At 66.7% G+C, this 16,260-nt stretch carries 9 protein-coding genes; 5 read left to right on the top strand and 4 right to left on the bottom strand.

Annotation, left to right across the window (positions count from 1 at the left end; genetic code table 11):
- Positions 1–21: 21 nt before the first annotated feature.
- From MF610_RS06260 to MF610_RS06245, 4 genes are all read right to left on the bottom strand, one after another.
- Positions 22–3,000 carry a glycoside hydrolase family 35 protein gene (locus tag MF610_RS06260; RefSeq protein ID WP_242193963.1) on the bottom strand — a complete coding sequence of 993 codons (2,979 nt, stop codon included), beginning with the start codon at positions 2,998–3,000 and terminating at the stop codon, positions 22–24.
- Positions 3,001–3,005: 5 nt separating this feature from the next.
- Positions 3,006–3,320, bottom strand: a complete 315-nt coding sequence (locus MF610_RS06255) for an L-rhamnose mutarotase (protein WP_242193961.1) — start codon at positions 3,318–3,320, stop codon at positions 3,006–3,008.
- Positions 3,321–3,405: 85 nt separating this feature from the next.
- Positions 3,406–4,605: a rhamnogalacturonan acetylesterase gene (locus tag MF610_RS06250; RefSeq protein ID WP_242193959.1), complete on the bottom strand. Its 1,200-nt coding sequence runs from the start codon at positions 4,603–4,605 to the stop codon at positions 3,406–3,408.
- A complete protein-coding gene (locus MF610_RS06245) occupies positions 4,602–6,476 on the bottom strand; it encodes a rhamnogalacturonan lyase (protein WP_242193957.1) in 1,875 nt (624 codons plus the stop codon). Before MF610_RS06245 ends, MF610_RS06250 begins: the two co-directional genes overlap by 4 nt.
- Positions 6,477–6,649: 173 nt before the next feature.
- On the opposite strand from MF610_RS06245, the gene MF610_RS06240 reads away from it, so the two are divergent.
- The 5 genes from MF610_RS06240 (at position 6,650) to MF610_RS06220 (ending at position 16,251) form a co-directional block, all read left to right on the top strand.
- Positions 6,650–9,856, top strand: a complete 3,207-nt coding sequence (locus MF610_RS06240) for a TonB-dependent receptor (RefSeq protein ID WP_242193954.1) — start codon at positions 6,650–6,652, stop codon at positions 9,854–9,856.
- Complete coding sequence (locus MF610_RS06235) at positions 9,853–10,521, top strand: DUF6250 domain-containing protein (RefSeq protein ID WP_242193951.1); 669 nt, start codon at positions 9,853–9,855, stop codon at positions 10,519–10,521. Before MF610_RS06240 ends, MF610_RS06235 begins: the two co-directional genes overlap by 4 nt.
- A gap of 25 nt (positions 10,522–10,546) precedes the next feature.
- Entirely contained in the window at positions 10,547–13,240 is a 2,694-nt protein-coding gene (locus MF610_RS06230; RefSeq protein ID WP_242193948.1) for an exo-rhamnogalacturonan lyase family protein, read from the top strand.
- Positions 13,241–13,810: 570 nt separating this feature from the next.
- Positions 13,811–15,736, top strand: coding sequence for a potassium transporter Kup (locus MF610_RS06225; protein WP_242193945.1), 1,926 nt, complete (start codon positions 13,811–13,813; stop codon positions 15,734–15,736).
- Between the two features lie 2 nt (positions 15,737–15,738).
- Positions 15,739–16,251, top strand: a complete 513-nt coding sequence (locus MF610_RS06220; protein WP_242193942.1) for a 2'-5' RNA ligase family protein — start codon at positions 15,739–15,741, stop codon at positions 16,249–16,251.
- The last annotated feature ends 9 nt before the right edge of the window (positions 16,252–16,260 follow it).

The raw sequence follows: 16,260 nt of genomic DNA, 5'->3' as shown, positions 1-16,260 counted from the left end.
GGTGCGGAACGGGCGGCGGGATCACTTCGCCAGCACCGCCGGCGCATCTACCATCCGCACCGGCACCCCGCCGCGCACGTTGCGCAACGTCACCAGCCGGACGGCCTCCAGCGCATTGCCGGGCATGCCATCGCTGGTCACCGCCAGCGACAGGACGTTGCGGCCGCGATGGTTGAGGATGCCCTCAGGGATCACGAAGGTCCGCTGCGGCCCGACATGGGCGATGAACTGTCCCATGTGCCAGCCATTGACGAACACGAGCACCCGGTAATCGACCGGCGAGCGCGGGACGGCGGTATCGCCGAACGACACGCCGATCGTCGCATCCTGCCCCTTCGGCACGTTCAGGTCGAAGCTGGTCCGGTACCAGCTGGTGCCGGCAGGCGCAGTCGTCGCCGGCAAGGAAATCTTCGCCCAGTGCGCATCGTCGAACCCGGGCAGGTGCCAGCCCATCCGCTCGCCATATTGTCCGCCATTATTGGGAACGCCACGGACCGGATCGACGATATCCTCGCCACCCTGCCGTCCCTGGATTTTCCACGCAACGGGGATCGCGAACGACTGCCCGGCCTGCTTCTCGACGGACGCCGATACCAGTCCGCGCGCTTCCTTGTGGAAATCGTCGGCGTCCAGATCCCAGTTATGGCCGTTGTTGCGCAACATCACCGACAGCACATGCTCGCCCGGCGCCCGCGCGGCGTCGGGCAGCGCGATCGTTGCTGCCCCTGTCGTGATCGGTCGCGGCAGCCCGCCGGGCAGTTCGTCCTGCCCGATCAGCTTTCCGTCGAGGAACACCTGCACCATCCCCGACCCGCCGGCGCCGTAATAGAGCCGCAGCCGCTGCGCATCCGGCGTGCCGGTGAAGCGCCCGCGATACCACACGTCGCCTTCGTGAAAGCCGTACGCGTCCATCAGCATGTTGGGTTGCCCATCGGGGCGGGCGGTGATGCTCGCATAGGCGCGGTTGTCGATCGCCTGCCACTTGCTGTCGTCGAACGCGGCCTCCGCCTCGGGCGTCCCCGGCGCCATCCGCCAGTCGGCCAGCACCGGCAGGGCGACCGCCGCCGGCCCCGCCAGCGCTGTGCGCGCGACGATGCTGCCCGCGCTGCCGGTCGCGATCGCGACGCGTTGCCCGTTCCACGTCACCGACCGGACCCGCTTCGGTGCCCAGATTTCCAGCGGCGTCGCCTCCCTGATATCGCCGGTCAGCGCCAGCGTCGCGCCACCCTTGGCCGAGCGCACCAGCGCCGGCCCGCGCACCAGCACGTCGCCCGATTTCCAGAATTTCGCGACCTCGGCCTCGTCGCCGATCAGCAGCGTCAGCGGTGGCCGTCCGCCGCCCGACACCTGCACCCGCGCCAATGCCCCATGGGTATAATCGAGGCGCAGATCGCCCTTCGCCGCATCGAACGCCGACCGCACGTCGCCGGCGATGACGCGCACCGTCGGCGCGCTCGCATAGCGCAGCACCGTCGTGCCGCTCTCCTGCGCCCGTCCGTACAGCAGCAGCACGTCGCCGCCGTCGATCTTCACATGCGACTGCAACTCCGATGTCGCATAGACCAGCCGCTGCCCACCGAGGTTCACGCCCGCGATCAACCACTTCGCATCGAACCCGTTCAGCCGCATTTCGGGGAACGCATAGCGCCCGTCGGGCAGGTCGGCGGTGATGGTGAAACGGTCGTCGGTCGCCTTGTTCGACGGATTATGCGTCACGAGCAGGAAGCGCGCATCGGTCTCAGGCGACTTGTTGTGATAGACTTGGATGTTCGGCGAGGAGACCGTGACCGGCCCCGCCGGCACCATCCCTGCCAGATCGGGCACTGCTGCGATCATGCCAGCCAGAGCTTTCAGCTCCTCGGCCTTCTCGCGCACTTCGCGCGTCTCGCTGAACGCCGCGCCGTAATCATAGCTGGTGAACACCACCGGTGCCGGCAACCAGCCCCAGCTGGTGCCGCCGAACCCCATATAGAAGCTCTGGATGGCGATACCGTTGGCGAGGTTGGTGCCATAGAACACCCGCTGGAACCGCTTGCCGCGCTGGCGCGCATTGCATTCGTAGCCCCCGTTCGATCCCCAATAATCGAACCAGCCGCCGCCGAACTCTGCCGCGAAACCGGGGGTGTTCGGGCTGGCCGATGCGCCGCCCTTCGCCCCGCCGGAGCCATAGAAGCCCCAGTCGGGCGCGGCCGACCCGCGCGTCAACTTGCCACCGACGGTGCAGGTACCGCCGGGATAGCCGTCGAATGCATATAAGTCGGGCGATCCCTCGACCGTCTTCGCCACGTTCGACCCGCGCGGGACCCAATATCCGTTGCGTCCTTGATCGTTGTGGAACAGCGGCACGGTGATTCCGTCCGCCCGCGCCTTGGCATAGAGATGGTCCATGTACCGCCCCTGCGCCGGGGTGGTCAGCGCCAGCTCGTTCTCGATCTGGTGCAGGATCACCGTACCCTTGCCGCTATTGATCTGGTGACGCGCGATGATCGGGTTGATCTGGCTCAGCCACTCATCCGCGGCGGCGAGATAGTCAGGGTCGTCGGTCCGCGCCCGCGCCCGCTGGTTCTGCAACCACCCGGGAAAGCCGCCGCGCGTCAGCTCCGCATTCACATACGGCCCGGCGCGGGTGATGACGTACAGCCCTTCCTCCGCCGCCATGTCGAGCAGCCGGTCGATGTCGCGAATGCCCTTGAAGTCGTACACCCCGCGCTTGGGGCTGTGGAACCCCCAGTCGAAATAGAAGGCGACGGTATTGAACCCGCTGGCCTTCATCTTCTGCAACACGTCGCGCCACAAATCGGGGCTGGGCAGGCGGAACGCATGAACCTCGGCCGACCAGATGGTCAGCCGCTTGCCATCGATCATCAGCGAGCGCGCGTCATAGGACACGCGGCCGAACTGCCTTGCCGGCGCGTTCAGATTAGCGGTCGGCTTGGCGGTCTGGGCAAGCGCCGGCGTCGCGGCCAGCGCGGTCGCGGCGAGGAGCAAGCTACGCAGCATGCCGGTCATGCCATGTGGAACATGGGCGTGAGCGACCATTCGAGCGGCCGGTTATCCGCCTGCGTCTCCATCAGCGGCGCCATCGATTCCCACCAGCGCTGCATGACCGGATGACCGGGCAGCGCATCGCGCTGATTCACCTGGGCCAGTTCCAGCGTCGCGAACAGCGCACCAGTCTCTTCGTCGAGGAAGATCCAATAGTCGGAAATCCCCGCCCCGCGCAGCAGCGCCGACAGTTCGGGCCAGATCGCGTCGTGGCGCGCGCGATACTCGGCGGCCATGCCCGGCTTCAACTGCATCCGAAACGCGTGGCGCGCCATCGATCCCTCCCATGTCGTCCATCATGTGGACGTCGTATTCAAATAATAGAACGACGCGACGATCGCGTCAACGCGGAGACGGCATTCAATTCCCGTCCGGCCGCACCGCGCTGCGCAGGCTGCTGGGCAAGATCGCTACGGCGGCGGGCGGCGGCGGGTGGGCAGGATCGAACGGTGCTGCGGTCACCGCCGGTGCCAGTTCGGGAATTGCCCGCATGCCCTGCGCGACCGCGCGCGCCAGCAGCCACGCCCCATAATTATTGTGGTGTGTGCGGTCCTTGCCACCGTCGTTGAACGCCTGCGGACTGACGGTCGGGCCAAGTGCTTCGTACAGCGTGACGCTGGCGCCGTTGAGGTCGATCAGCGGCACCGCTTCCTCCGCCGCCACCGCGCGGACGGCGGGGGGATAGTCGCCGAGCGTGCGCTCGATCCGCCCGTTCGCGTCGAAATTGCGTCGCTCCGGACTGGTCACCAGCACCGGCCGGGCACCGCGCCGCCGTGCCTCGGCAATGTAGGTCTTGAGATAGCTGCGATAGGTGGTCGCGGCGTCGACATAGGTCTGCGCCCATTGTCGTTTCTGGTCGTTATGGCCGAACTGGATGAACAGCCAGTCGCCCGGCCGCAGCGTCGACAGCACCTTGTCGAGGCGCAGGCCAGTCAGGAACGACTTCAGCGTCTCCCCCGATTCGGCATGGTTGGCGACCGCGACGTCATCGCCGAGCATCGCCGGCAGCATCTGCCCCCAACTGGCGGCGGGTTCCGATGGCTGATCGGTGACGGTCGAATCGCCGACCAGATACAGCGTCGGCACCTGCGCGGGTTCGATGCGGATCGAGGTGACCGCAGCGTCGCCGAGCAGTTCCAGCGTCAGTCGGTCGTCCCAGGTCGCGCTGGCGAGCTCGGCAGGCTTCAGCCGTACCGCCGTGCCGCCCGGCGCACCCGCTGGCGGCGGCGCGAGCGCGGGTGTCCGTGTGTTTACGACGAAGCTGCGCGTCATCCGCTGCCCGGCGCGGGTCGCGACCCGATCGAGCATCAGCCGGCGTGCCTCCGCCTTGATCGTCGTCGATGCCGGCCGCTTGCCGCCCAACGTCACCGTCACGCGCCAATTGCCTTCGGGCAGCGCGACCGAGAAACGGCGCCCGCCACCCGGTTCATAGCCATAGTCGCCCCGATAAGAGCGATCGCTCGCCACCGGCGTCTCGCTCGCGGCCGGTGGGGCATCGTCGAGCCGATAGGTCGTCGGGGCGGTCGGCCCGGCGAGCAGCAGCGCGATCGCCGCGATCACTTCGGCACGACCAGCGCGTGTGGCGGCTGGTTGTAGGCCGTGTTCTGCCACGCGACCCCCAGCCGATAGACCGGATCGTGCATCAAAGTGACCCGCCGGATGGTGGTGGGGAAGGGGGTGGCATAGATGCGCAGTTCGCTGCTGTCGTCGCTGCGCAGGATCAGTTCCTCGCGCCAGTCGCCGAGGATATCGGCCGATAGCGCGGGCGTCGCCTTGGTCCCGTTGTTCGACGTGGCGCCTTCGGCGACCAGCAGCGGCGTCTCGGTACCGGTGCGCCAGTCCCATTTGGTGATGCGGTTGCGATCGAGCAGTTCGCGTAAAGGGTCGCCGTCCCACCAGATAGCGAAATTGGCGACCTTCGGCTTGGGGCCGGGAATGACCTTGCCCTGCGCCGAATAGAGGTACGGCGTGCTGGAGTTCCAGTTCTCGTCACCGGGATAGCGCGGGTCGATATCGGCCGACAGGCCGCGCCCGGTGTCCTTGGTCGCGGGGGTGGTCCACAGGATCTTGCCGGTGCGCGCGTCGAGCATCGCCGACCCGATCCCGCCATTGCGCGGCACTTCCTCATGCACGCCGAACTTTTCCAGCCCGGGCCGCGTCGGGTCGAGGTCGCCCAGATGCATCGTGTCGCCATGGCCGAGGCCCGCACTCCACAACCCCGTGCCGTCGTCGTCGATCGCCATCGATCCATAGACGATCTCGTCACGGCCATCGCCATCGACATCGGCGACCGAGAGGTTGTGGTTGCCCTGTCCGCCGAACTTCGCGTTGCCGGGTGCGGCGCTGTCGAACAGCCAGCGCTGCGTCAGCCTGCCGTCGCGCCAGTCCCAAGCGGCGATGGTCGAGCGCGCATAATAGCCGCGCCCGAACACGCCGCTCGGCCGCTTCCCGTCGAGATAGGCGACCCCGGCAAGGAACCGGTCCGAACGGTTGCCATAGCCATCGCCCCACAGCGCCGCCAACCCTTCGGGCGTATCGCTGCCGCGGGGCGGGGCATAGGGGGCGGTGGCCAGTGCGCGTCCGGTCGCGCCTTCGAACACGGTGATATATTCCGGGCCGCTGAGGATGCGTCCCTGTACCCGCGCGACCTTGCGCCCGTCGGGCAGGGTGGCGGCCCCGGTGCGGTCAGCCTGCGGCAGTTCGCCGCCCTTCGCCCGCCAGTCGGCTTGTGGATCGCCCAGCACGCGGCCGGTGCCGTCGATGGTGCCGTCGGCGGTCTTGACCATGATCTCCGCCTTGCCGTCGCCGTCGAAGTCATAGACCATGAACTGGCTGTAGTGGGCGCCCGAACGGATGTTGCGGCCAAGGTCGATCCGCCACAGCCGCTTGCCATCCAGCGTATAGGCGTCGAGCAGCGTTTCCCCGCTATAGCCGCCGAACGCATTGTCCTTCGAAATGGTCGGGTCCCATTTCAGGATGATCTCGTACCGGCCGTCGCCGTCGAGGTCGCCGACGCTCGCATCGTTGGCGGTGTAGGAATAGCGCTCGCCCGCCGGCGTCACCCGGTCGGCAGGGCGGTCGAGCGGGATCGGCAGATAGCCCCTGGCCCAGGTCGTTGCCTCGCTCAGGGCTTCGCGTCCGCCGATCGTTTCGAGGCGGTAGCGCGCGGTGCTGGTGCCGCTGCGATCGTGGAAGCTCGATGCGCCGCTAACCCGTTTCGCGACGACCTGTCCGTCGCGCAGCAGGCGAAAGGCAGTGCCGCGCCGGTCGTCGGCCAGCAGCCGCCAGCTGACGTGATTGCCACCGCCTGCCGCCGGCACGGCGACCAGCCCGCGGTCGAGTCGTTCGTATTGACGGGTCGGTTTAGGCGCCGCGCCGACCGCGATCGCTGCCATCCCGATCGCCAGTGCCGCCCTGTAGCTTCGCCGCATCGTCTGTCCAATCACTGTATAATGTTCCAACATGTGAACACATATATCATATTGCGAAGATTCTGCTTTGCAACGGCGTCGTTCGGTATTACGCCGTGTAACGAGCATCACGACATTTTGCGGCTACGGGGAACAACCACGCGCCGTGCAGGGACTTTTAAGGAGGGGATTGCATGACGCCGTTCGTCGACATTCGCGGATCGGGGCTGCGCAGCGCGGTATCGGGGCTGGCGCTGATCGTGGCATTGGGTAGCGCGCCGGCCATGGCGCAGGTCGTCGCGTCGGGCGGTGAAGCGTCGCAATCCCCCACCGACCCGCTGGCGGACGAGGTCGGCGACATCCTCGTCACCGGCACCCGCGCCTCGCTGCAATCCGCCAACGCCCGTAAGAAGAACGCCGACACCGTCGTCGATTCGATCGTGGCGGAGGATATCGCCAGCTTCCCCGACAAGAACGTCGGCGAGGCGCTGGCCCGCGTCACCGGCGTGCAGCTGCAGCGCGACTTCGGCGAAGGTAGCAAGGTGTCGATCCGCGGCGTCGAGCCCGACCTCAACCGCGTCGAGATCAACGGCGTCAGCCAGCAATCGCCGGGGGGCGAGCGCAGCGGCGACTTCCGCGAACTGGCGGTCGAACTGGTCAAGTCGGTCGACGTGTACAAGGGCTATACCGTCGACCTGACCGAAGGCGGCATCGGTGGCACCGTGCGCGTCGAAACGCGCCGTCCGCTCGAACTCAAACAACCGCTGTTCAGCATCAAGGGCGAGGCGCAGCGCCTCAACCTCACCGAAAAGTGGCGTCCACGCTTCAACCTGACGGCGGGGCGTTCCGACCTGCTCGACGGGCGACTGGGTGTGCTGTTCAACGTCACGCACAGCGTGGTCGATACGCGCGGCGATTCGGTCGCGAACACCAACTGGCAGCGCTATTTCGATTTCGACCGGTCGAGCGAAAAGACCATTCCCAACGCCGCCTACGCGAATTTCGGCACCTATGAGAGCTGCGCGGGCACGACCGGCGCCACCGCCGCGCTGGCGACGGCCAACCGGCTGGCGTGTGAGGAACAGTTCTTCGACTGGTCGCCGGGTTCGGTCCGCTATCGCAACCAGGAACGCACCGATGCGCGGACCTCGGTCGACTTCCAGGCACAATATCGCTTCGCGGACAATTTCTCCGTCTGGGGCCAGGTGCAGTTGAACTACCGTAACCAGAACCTGCGCGACACCAACTACGCCATCAACATGGGCGGCGGTCTGAGCAGTGCCGGCGTCGTCACCAGCACGGCCGATCTCACCCGCTACAACCTGGATGCCGCATTGGCGACCAATGCCGCCGGGGGCGCGTCGCGGGCGCGGCCGACCCAGTCGTTCGTCACGACCGACGGGCATATCCTGACGAGCTGGACGACCGCGCTGAACGCGGCAACGCCGGCTGGCAGCAACATCGTCGCCAATTCGGGCGGCGCCAGCAACATCGTCGGCGTGCAGCGCCGCGACTTCAGCTATGACGAGAACACCCGTTACTACCAGACCGGGTTCCAGTGGGAACTCGACCGGATGAAGATGGTGTTCCTCGCCTCGCGCTCGGAAGGCAACCGGGTCAACGAAACCAACCTCGTGGGCATCAGCACCGGCGTGTCGGGGATCACCGTCGACCGTCGCAATGCCGACGGCCTGCCGATCATCACCTTCCCCAGCGCGTTCGATCCGGCGAACATCAATGCCTATGGCGACAATACGCGGCGCGGCGCCAATGGACAGCTGTTGGTCCAGAGCGGCCCCAGCGTCCAATATCGTCCCAGCCAGAACGATTCTGCCGAAGACCAGCTGAAGCTGGACGTCGACTACGATCTCGACTGGGGTTTCCTGAAGAGCATCAAGTTCGGCGGACAGTATCGCAGCGCGGACCTGGTCGCCTATAACGCAGGTGGCGCGCGCCTGTTGTCGCCGGCGGTCACCGCCGTTCCGGCGGCGGGTATCGTCGCGCGACCGGCGGTGTTCCAGTATAACAACAACGTGTCGCTCACCACGGTGATCGGTTCCCCTCCGGCGACGGGGCCCGTGGCTGGTGTCACCTACTTCACGCCGGCGCAGTATCAGGAATTCCTGCGCGTCAATGGCGGGATTACCGGTGGTGCGCCGCTGTTCGGCGGTATCCCTGCGGTCGATGGCGCGCCGACGCGGCTGGCCCAGCCGCTGTTCGATTTCGCCAACCTGTCGCGCTATTACGACCTGTCCGGCTTCAACCAGAGCCGGGTGCGCTTCGCCGACGGCCTGCCGCAGATTCCGGGGTACATCATCAACGAAAAGATCGTTGCCGGCTACCTGAAGGCGAATTTCGGTTCCGAGATCTTCGGCATGAACCTGACCGGCAACGCCGGCATGCGCTACACCTATACCCGCGACGATTCGACGAGCAGCAATACGCGCCGTGAAAGCCGTGTGCGTCCCGGCACCGGTGTTCCCGGCATTCCGGCGGTGATCGAGATCGCGACCGTCGGGGTACAGGAAGTTACCCTGTCCAACGACTATCACGACTGGTTGCCGGCGGTGAACCTGTCGCTGGAAGTGCAGCCGAACCTGTTCGTCCGCGCGACCTATGCCAAGAACCTCGCCCGGCCGAAGCCGAGCGACCTGTCGCCCACCGTCAATTGCGTGATCGACATCGCCGATACCATCGCCGGCGAAGATACCTGCACGGCCGGCAACCCCGATCTGAAGCCGTACCGCGCCGATCAGTACGACCTGAACGCCGCATGGTATCCGAACGCCGACACGGTCGTCAGCATCGGTTACTATTACAAGGACATCAAAAGCTTCGTCCTGCCGGCATCGGTCCGCGCCGGTGTCGACCTGTTCGGTGACGGCGTGCTCTATACGGTGCGTCAGCCGACCAACAGCTTCGGAGCGAAGCTGGACGGGTTCGAGGTCAGTGCGTCGACCGCATTCTCCTTCCTGCCGGCGCCGTTCGATGGCTTTGGCGTGAACGGCAACTTCACCTACAGCCGCGCGCTCAACAGCTCGCTGACCAACGTTGCCACCGGTCAGCCGCTGGATGCGTTCCCCGGCCTGTCGAAGTATACGTACAATGGCAGCGTGTTCTACGACAAGGACTGGCTGAACGCGCGGGTCAGCTACAACAAGCGCAGCGACTATCTGATCAACGCGGCGGATGCGACGAACAGCAACAACCCGATCTTCCGCCGCGGTGAAACCTATGTCGATGCGCGGGTGCAGTTCCGCATTTCGCCACAATATAGCCTGTTCTTCGAGGCGCTGAACCTGACCAACGAACTGTCGCGTGCGTATATCGACGATGCCCGCGTCGTCGAGTTCACCGACAATGGCCGCCGCATCTTCATCGGCGCGCAGTTCAAGCTGTGATCCGGCGCACCGGCCGCCTTGCCCCGGCGGGCGGCTGGTGCCTGTTGTTGCTCGCGGGATGCGTGCCGGTCGATCGGCCGGCGCGTGTCGATTGGGTGACCGAGGCCGCTGATCCGCTGGCGACCGTCGCGTTCCTGCCCGGGGGCGTCATCGATATCGACACGCCCGCCGGCCTGACGCTGTGGCATCCGCAACGGATCGACGGGCCGGTGCGGATTGCGTTCGATGCGATGGCCGTGTCGGCGGGCGGGCCGAACGACCGGGTGAGCGACCTCAACGCCTTCTGGATGGCGACCGATCCGGCGGGCGGCACGGTGGTGGGCCGGCGTAGCGGCCGGTTCGAGGACTATGACACGCTGACCACCTATTATGTCGGGATCGGCGGCAACCGGAACACGACCACCCGGATGCGCCGCTATACCGGGCGGGCAGGGGATCGCCCGCTGTTGCCGGACCATGACCGCAGCGCGGCGGCCGACATGCTCGTGCCCAATCGCTGGACGCACATCGTGCTGATCGCCGACGGCCGGCGCATCGCCGTCGAGCGTGACGGGCAAAGGATGTTCAACCTACACGACCCGCAACCCTATCGCCGCGGATGGTTCGCGATCCGCACGACCCAAAGCCATTTGCGTATCCGGGGCGTCACGATCTCGCGCCCCTGATCGATCCGGAGAATGTACGATGCGGATGAGCCGCCGGACCCTGATGGGCGCAACGATACTGGCGGCGGGTGCGGCGCGACTGCCGGGAGCGTTGGCTGCGCCGGCCGGGCCGGTGTCGCGACCGGGCGCACGCTGGGTCGAGGGGACGGCGCCGGCGATCCATCAGGGGCAGACGTTCGGTATCGCGTGGCCGCGCGGGCAGGTGTCGCCGCGCCGGTCGCTGGCGGTGCTCGATGGCGACGGGCGGGCGATTGCGGCACAGAGCTGGACCACCGCCACCTGGCCCGATGGCAGCGTCAAATGGAGCGCGCATGCGCTGCCCGCCGATGTGCAGCCCGGTGCCGGCGTGACGGTAGCGCCGGGACGACCGGTGGCGCCCGACCGGGCAGTCTCGATCGAGGAACGGGGCGACGCGATCGTCGTCAGGATCGGCGATCGCCGGTGGGAGATCGCGCGGAGCGGCGAGACGCTGGTGCGCCGGGCATGGCATGGCGACCGCGTCGTGCTGCGCGACGCGGCACTGGTCGCCGAGGTGCGGCGCGGCGATCCCGAAGGGCCGCGGACGCCACTCACCGGACGGATCGAGCGGGTCGAGGTCGAACAGCGCGGACCGGTCCGCGCAGTCGTCCGGCTGGAGGGGCATCATGTCGCGTCCGGCCTGTCGATCCTGCCGTTCGTCGTCCGACTCTATGCCTATGCCGGGGCCGAAGGGCTGCGGATCGTCCACAGCTTCGTCCATGACGTCGATCCCGCCGCGCTGTTCGTGTCGGGGGTCGGGTTGACCACGGCGGTGCCGATGGCGGTGCCGCTCCACGACCGCCATGTCCGCATCGCGCTGGACGACGATGCGATGTTCGTCGAGGCTGTGCGGCCGCTGACCGGGTTGCGCCGCGATCCGGGCGAGACGACGCGGCGCGCGCAGATTTCCGGGCAGGCGACGCCGCCGCCCGCCGCCATGGCGCGGCCGGTCGGCGACCTGCTGGAGCGGATACCGGCATGGGGCGAGCTGTCGCTGGCGCAGTTTTCGGCGCAGGGCTTCACGCTGCGCAAGCGGACCGGGCCCGGCCATGGCTGGATCGACGCGGGCGAGGGGCGTCGTGCACCGGGCTTCGCTTATGTCGGGTCGCCGATGGGCGGCGCGGCGATCGGTGGACGCTGGTTTTGGGAGCGCCATCCCGGCGAGATCGCGATTGCCGGGGCGGACGGCGATGCGGCGAAGCTCACCCTGTGGCTATGGTCGCCGCGCGCGGCGGCGATGGACCTGCGCCCCTATCGCGGCGTGATGGGGATGGAGGGGTATGACGCCCAGAACGAGGGGCTGGCCGTCACCTATGAGGATTACGAGCCCGGCTGGGACAGTGCGACCGGGATCGCGCGCACCAGCGAGCTGATGTTGTGGTCGTTCCCGGCGACGCCCGACACGGCGCGGTTGCAGGCGCTGGCGAAGGCGGTGGTCGACGCACCGCAACTGGTCGCCGATCCGGTGGGACTGCACGCGGCAGGGGTGTTCGGTCACTGGACGCTGCCCGACCGTTCGACGCCGAACCGTATCGCCATCGAGGATCAACTGAGCCGGCTGGTCGATTTCTATGCCGGCGAGGTCGAGCGGCGTCATTGGTACGGCTTCTGGAACCATGGCGACGTCATGCACAGCTACGATGCCGACCGGCACCAGTGGCGCTACGACATCGGCGGGTTTGCGTGGGCGAACAGCGAATTGTCGCCCGATTTGTGGCTGTGGATGCAGGCGCTGCGCACCGGTGGCGGGCAGGCGTACCGGCTGGCCGAGGCGATGACCCGCCATACCGGCGAGGTCGATGTGTATCATGTCGGCCGCTTCCGCGGCATGGGCACCCGCCACGGCGTGCAGCACTGGAGCGACAGTTCGAAGCAGCCGCGCGTGAGCAACGCCGCCTATCGCCGCATCTTCTACTATCTGACCGCCGACGAACGCGTCGGCGACCTGATGCGCGACCTGCTGACGTCGGACCAGACGCTCAAGACGGTCGAGATCGGCCGCAAGGTACCCGGCGGCGATCGCCCGGTGCTGCCGGCCGGCACGATCGAGATGTCGTTCGGGACGGTGTGGTGTTCGCTGGCCGCGGCATGGCTGACCGAATGGGAGCGGACCGGGGACAAGCGCTGGCGCGACCGGCTGATCGCCGGGATGGACAGCATCGGCCGGTTGCAGAACGGCTGGGTCGCGGGCAGCGCGCCGTATGACCTTGCCAGCGGCCGTTTTCTGGGGCCGGGAGACAAGGTGTCGATCTCGCACCTCAATTCGGTGTTCGGTGCGGTGGAGATCAATACCGAACTGCTCCAGCTGCTCGACGTGCCGCGCTACCGTTCGGCGTGGCTCGATTACTGCCGCTATTACAATGCGCCGAAGGCCGCGTTCGAGGCGCGTTTCGGTCCGCGCAAGGGATCGGAGAATCTGGGCGAGGCGCATTCGCGGCTGACCGCGTTTGCCGCATGGGCGAAGAAGGATGCCGCCCTCGCAACGCGGGGGGCGAGCGAGTTCTTTGCCGGCCGTGCGGGCCTCGGCGTCGCAACCACCGACCCGCGCCGGTGGCTGCCGGGCGGGGTGGTCGAATGGCCGGGGATCAGCACGAACGCCGCGTCGCAATGGGGGTTGGCCGCGATCGAGAATCTGGCGCTGATTCGTCAGGCGATCGACGCCGGCGCCATCCGGCCGCGGCGGGGCGGGGGCGCTGAATAAACGTTGCTAGCGGTATATGGCGCTACGCATCCGGTCACCGGGCGTCGCAGGACCGATCGACGTTCAACCGAAACATCGGTGCGATTGCTCCTGCGCTGTACAGAGTGGGGAGGGCCGCGATATCTATCGGTAGCGTACCGATGGTCGCGTGCGACTATAGCCGCTTGCGGCTGCGGCCTTCGCCGGGCGACCGTTCACATCAGAGAGATCAGCCCCCAGCTCGCACCCGTCAACACCCACACCGTTTGGTTCGAGCAGCTTCGAGCTTGTCGATAAGCGTCCGTCGAGAACGCCCTGCTTGGGGCAACCCCTTCTCGACTTCGGTTCTCGACAGGCTCGAACCTGCGCTCGAAGCAAACGGGAGGGGGGGAGCGGGACGGAAGAGCGAACATTGTCCTTTCTCCAGTCGACGCCCGGCAAAAGCCCGTCGTTCATCCCCCATCCATCCCACCTGCCGCACAGCGGATGATTGCACGGCCATATTGCGCGTGCTAACGGCGCGGCCTTGAACCACTGGGACGCGGTCGACATGACCAAACTCGTTGCCACTTCGGCGCGGTTCTCGCGCCCGTGATATTTTCCCGAGAGGCTTCGTCGGAAGCCACCGATCTCCCCGCCGAGGGAACGGGCCATCACGGCCCGCGCCAGTCGCTCGCCAAGCTGTCGCTGGGTGCGCTCGGCATCGTCTACGGCGATATCGGCACCTCGCCGCTCTACGCGATGAAGGAGACGTTCGTCGGCCATCACCGGCTGCCGGTCGACCAGCTGAACATCTTCGGCGTCGTCAGCCTCGTCTTCTGGTCGCTGATGCTGATCGTGACGTTGAAATACGTCTTCATCATCATGCGTGCCGATAACAACGGCGAGGGTGGCAGCCTCGCGCTGCTGGCGCTGATCCAGCGCAAGAGCGGCGGCGGGCGCTGGACCTCCAGCCTCGTCATCCTCGGCGTGCTGGCGACGGCGCTGTTCTTCGGCGACTGCATGATCACGCCCGCGGTGTCGGTGCTGTCGGCGGTCGAGGGGCTGGCGACGGTCAATGCCGGCTTCGATCCGTTCGTGATACCGATCGCGGTGGTCATCATGATCGGGCTGTTCTGGTTGCAGGCGGTCGGCACGGCCAGCGTCGGGCGGCTGTTCGGGCCGATCATGATCGCCTATTTCGCGACGCTGGTGTTCCTCGGCGTCATCAACATCCTCGAACGGCCGGATATTTTCCAGGCGCTGAACCCGATCTGGGCAGTGCGGTTCTTCGCGCAGGACGGGATCATGGCGTTCCTTGCGCTGGGGTCGGTCGTGCTGGCGGTGACCGGGGCTGAGGCGCTGTACGCCGATATGGGCCATTTCGGCCGCCGCCCGATCTCGGTCGCGTGGCTGTACGTCGTGTTCCCCGCGCTGATGCTGAACTATCTGGGGCAGGGCGCGCTGCTGCTGCAGAACCCCGATGCGGCATCCAACCCGTTCTTCTTCATGGCGTCCGAGGATTTCCGCCTGCCGCTGGTCATCCTTGCCACGCTGGCGACGATCATCGCCAGCCAGGCGGTGATCACCGGTGCCTTCTCGGTCGTGCAGCAGGCGGTGCAGCTGGGCCTGATGCCGCGGTTGCGCATCGAACATACCAGCGCCGATGCGGCCGGGCAGATTTACATCCCGGTGGTCAACTGGGCGCTGCTGGTCATGGTGCTGCTGCTGATCTTCGGGTTCCAGGAATCGTCGAACCTTGCCGCCGCCTACGGCATCGCGGTGACGGGCACGATGTTCATCAGCACCTGCATGATCGCGGTGCTGATCAAGCGCGTGTGGAACTGGCCGGTCGCGGCGGTCGTGGCGTTCATGGCGATGTTCCTGTGCATCGACGGCGCCTATTTCGCGTCGAACCTGACCAAGGTGCCCGATGGCGGGTGGTTCCCGCTGCTAGTCGGGATCGTCGTCTTCGTGCTGCTCACGACCTGGGCCAAGGGGCGCAAGCTGATGATCGAGCGGATGCGGGAGGCCGCCATGCCGATCAAGGTGTTCATCCAGTCGGCGGCCAGCAGCGCGACCCGCGTGCCGGGCACCGCGGTGTTCATGACCTCGACCCCCGAAGGCGTGCCGCACGCGCTGCTCCATAACCTGAAGCACAACAAGGTGCTGCACGAGCGGGTCATCCTGCTGACGGTCAAGATCGCCGACACGCCCTATGTCGATCCCGAAGTTCGCACGAAGAACGAGGATCTGGGACAGGGATTCCACCGCATGATCCTGAAGTTCGGGTTCATGCAGGACCCCGACGTGCCCGGTGCGCTGAAGGCGGTCGGATGCTGCGGCGGCGATTTCCGGATGATGGACACCAGCTTCTTCCTCGCGCGGCAGACGCTGTTGCCGTCGTCGCGGCCGGGGATGATGATCTGGCGCGAAAAGGTGTTCGCGTGGATGCTGCAGAATTCGGAAAGCGCGATGGAGTTCTTCCGCCTGCCGACCAACCGCGTGGTCGAGCTGGGTAGCCAGGTCGAAATCTGACGATGTCCGACGGTCCCGCCCCGATCATCGTGACCGCGTTGTTCGGGCATGAGGATCAGGCGTGGTTCGACCGGCAGCGTCGCGCCTATTTTCCGCCGGAGCGCAACGTGCTGGCGGCGCATTGCACGATGTTCCACCATCTGGCCCCGGAGCTGGGCGCGGAACTCAAGCAGCGGCTGAGCGCACTGACCCGCGGCGTACCGGCGCCGTTCGCGCGGGTCGGCGGGCTGATGAACCTCGGCCGCGGCGTCGCCTATCGCATCGAATCGCCCGATCTCGAATCGATCCGTGCCGAACTGGCCGATGCTTTTGCCACCATGCTGGTGCCGCAGGACCGCGCCGGATGGCGGCCGCACGTCACCATCCAGAACAAGGTGGAGCCAGCGGAAGCAAAGGCGTTGCTGGCCGAATTGTCCCCCGGTTTCGAGCCCCGCCCGCTCAAAGTCGCCGGTCTGGCAAGCTGGTGGTATCGCGGCGGACCATGGGAAGCACTTTCCCGGCATATGTTCGCTTGACCACAACGA

This window comes from Sphingomonas hankookensis (assembly GCF_022664465.1).
Taxonomy (GTDB): Bacteria; Pseudomonadota; Alphaproteobacteria; order Sphingomonadales; family Sphingomonadaceae; genus Sphingomonas; species Sphingomonas hankookensis.
Note: the sequence above shows the minus strand (reverse complement) of the source record. Positions and strands in the feature narration are given on the sequence as shown.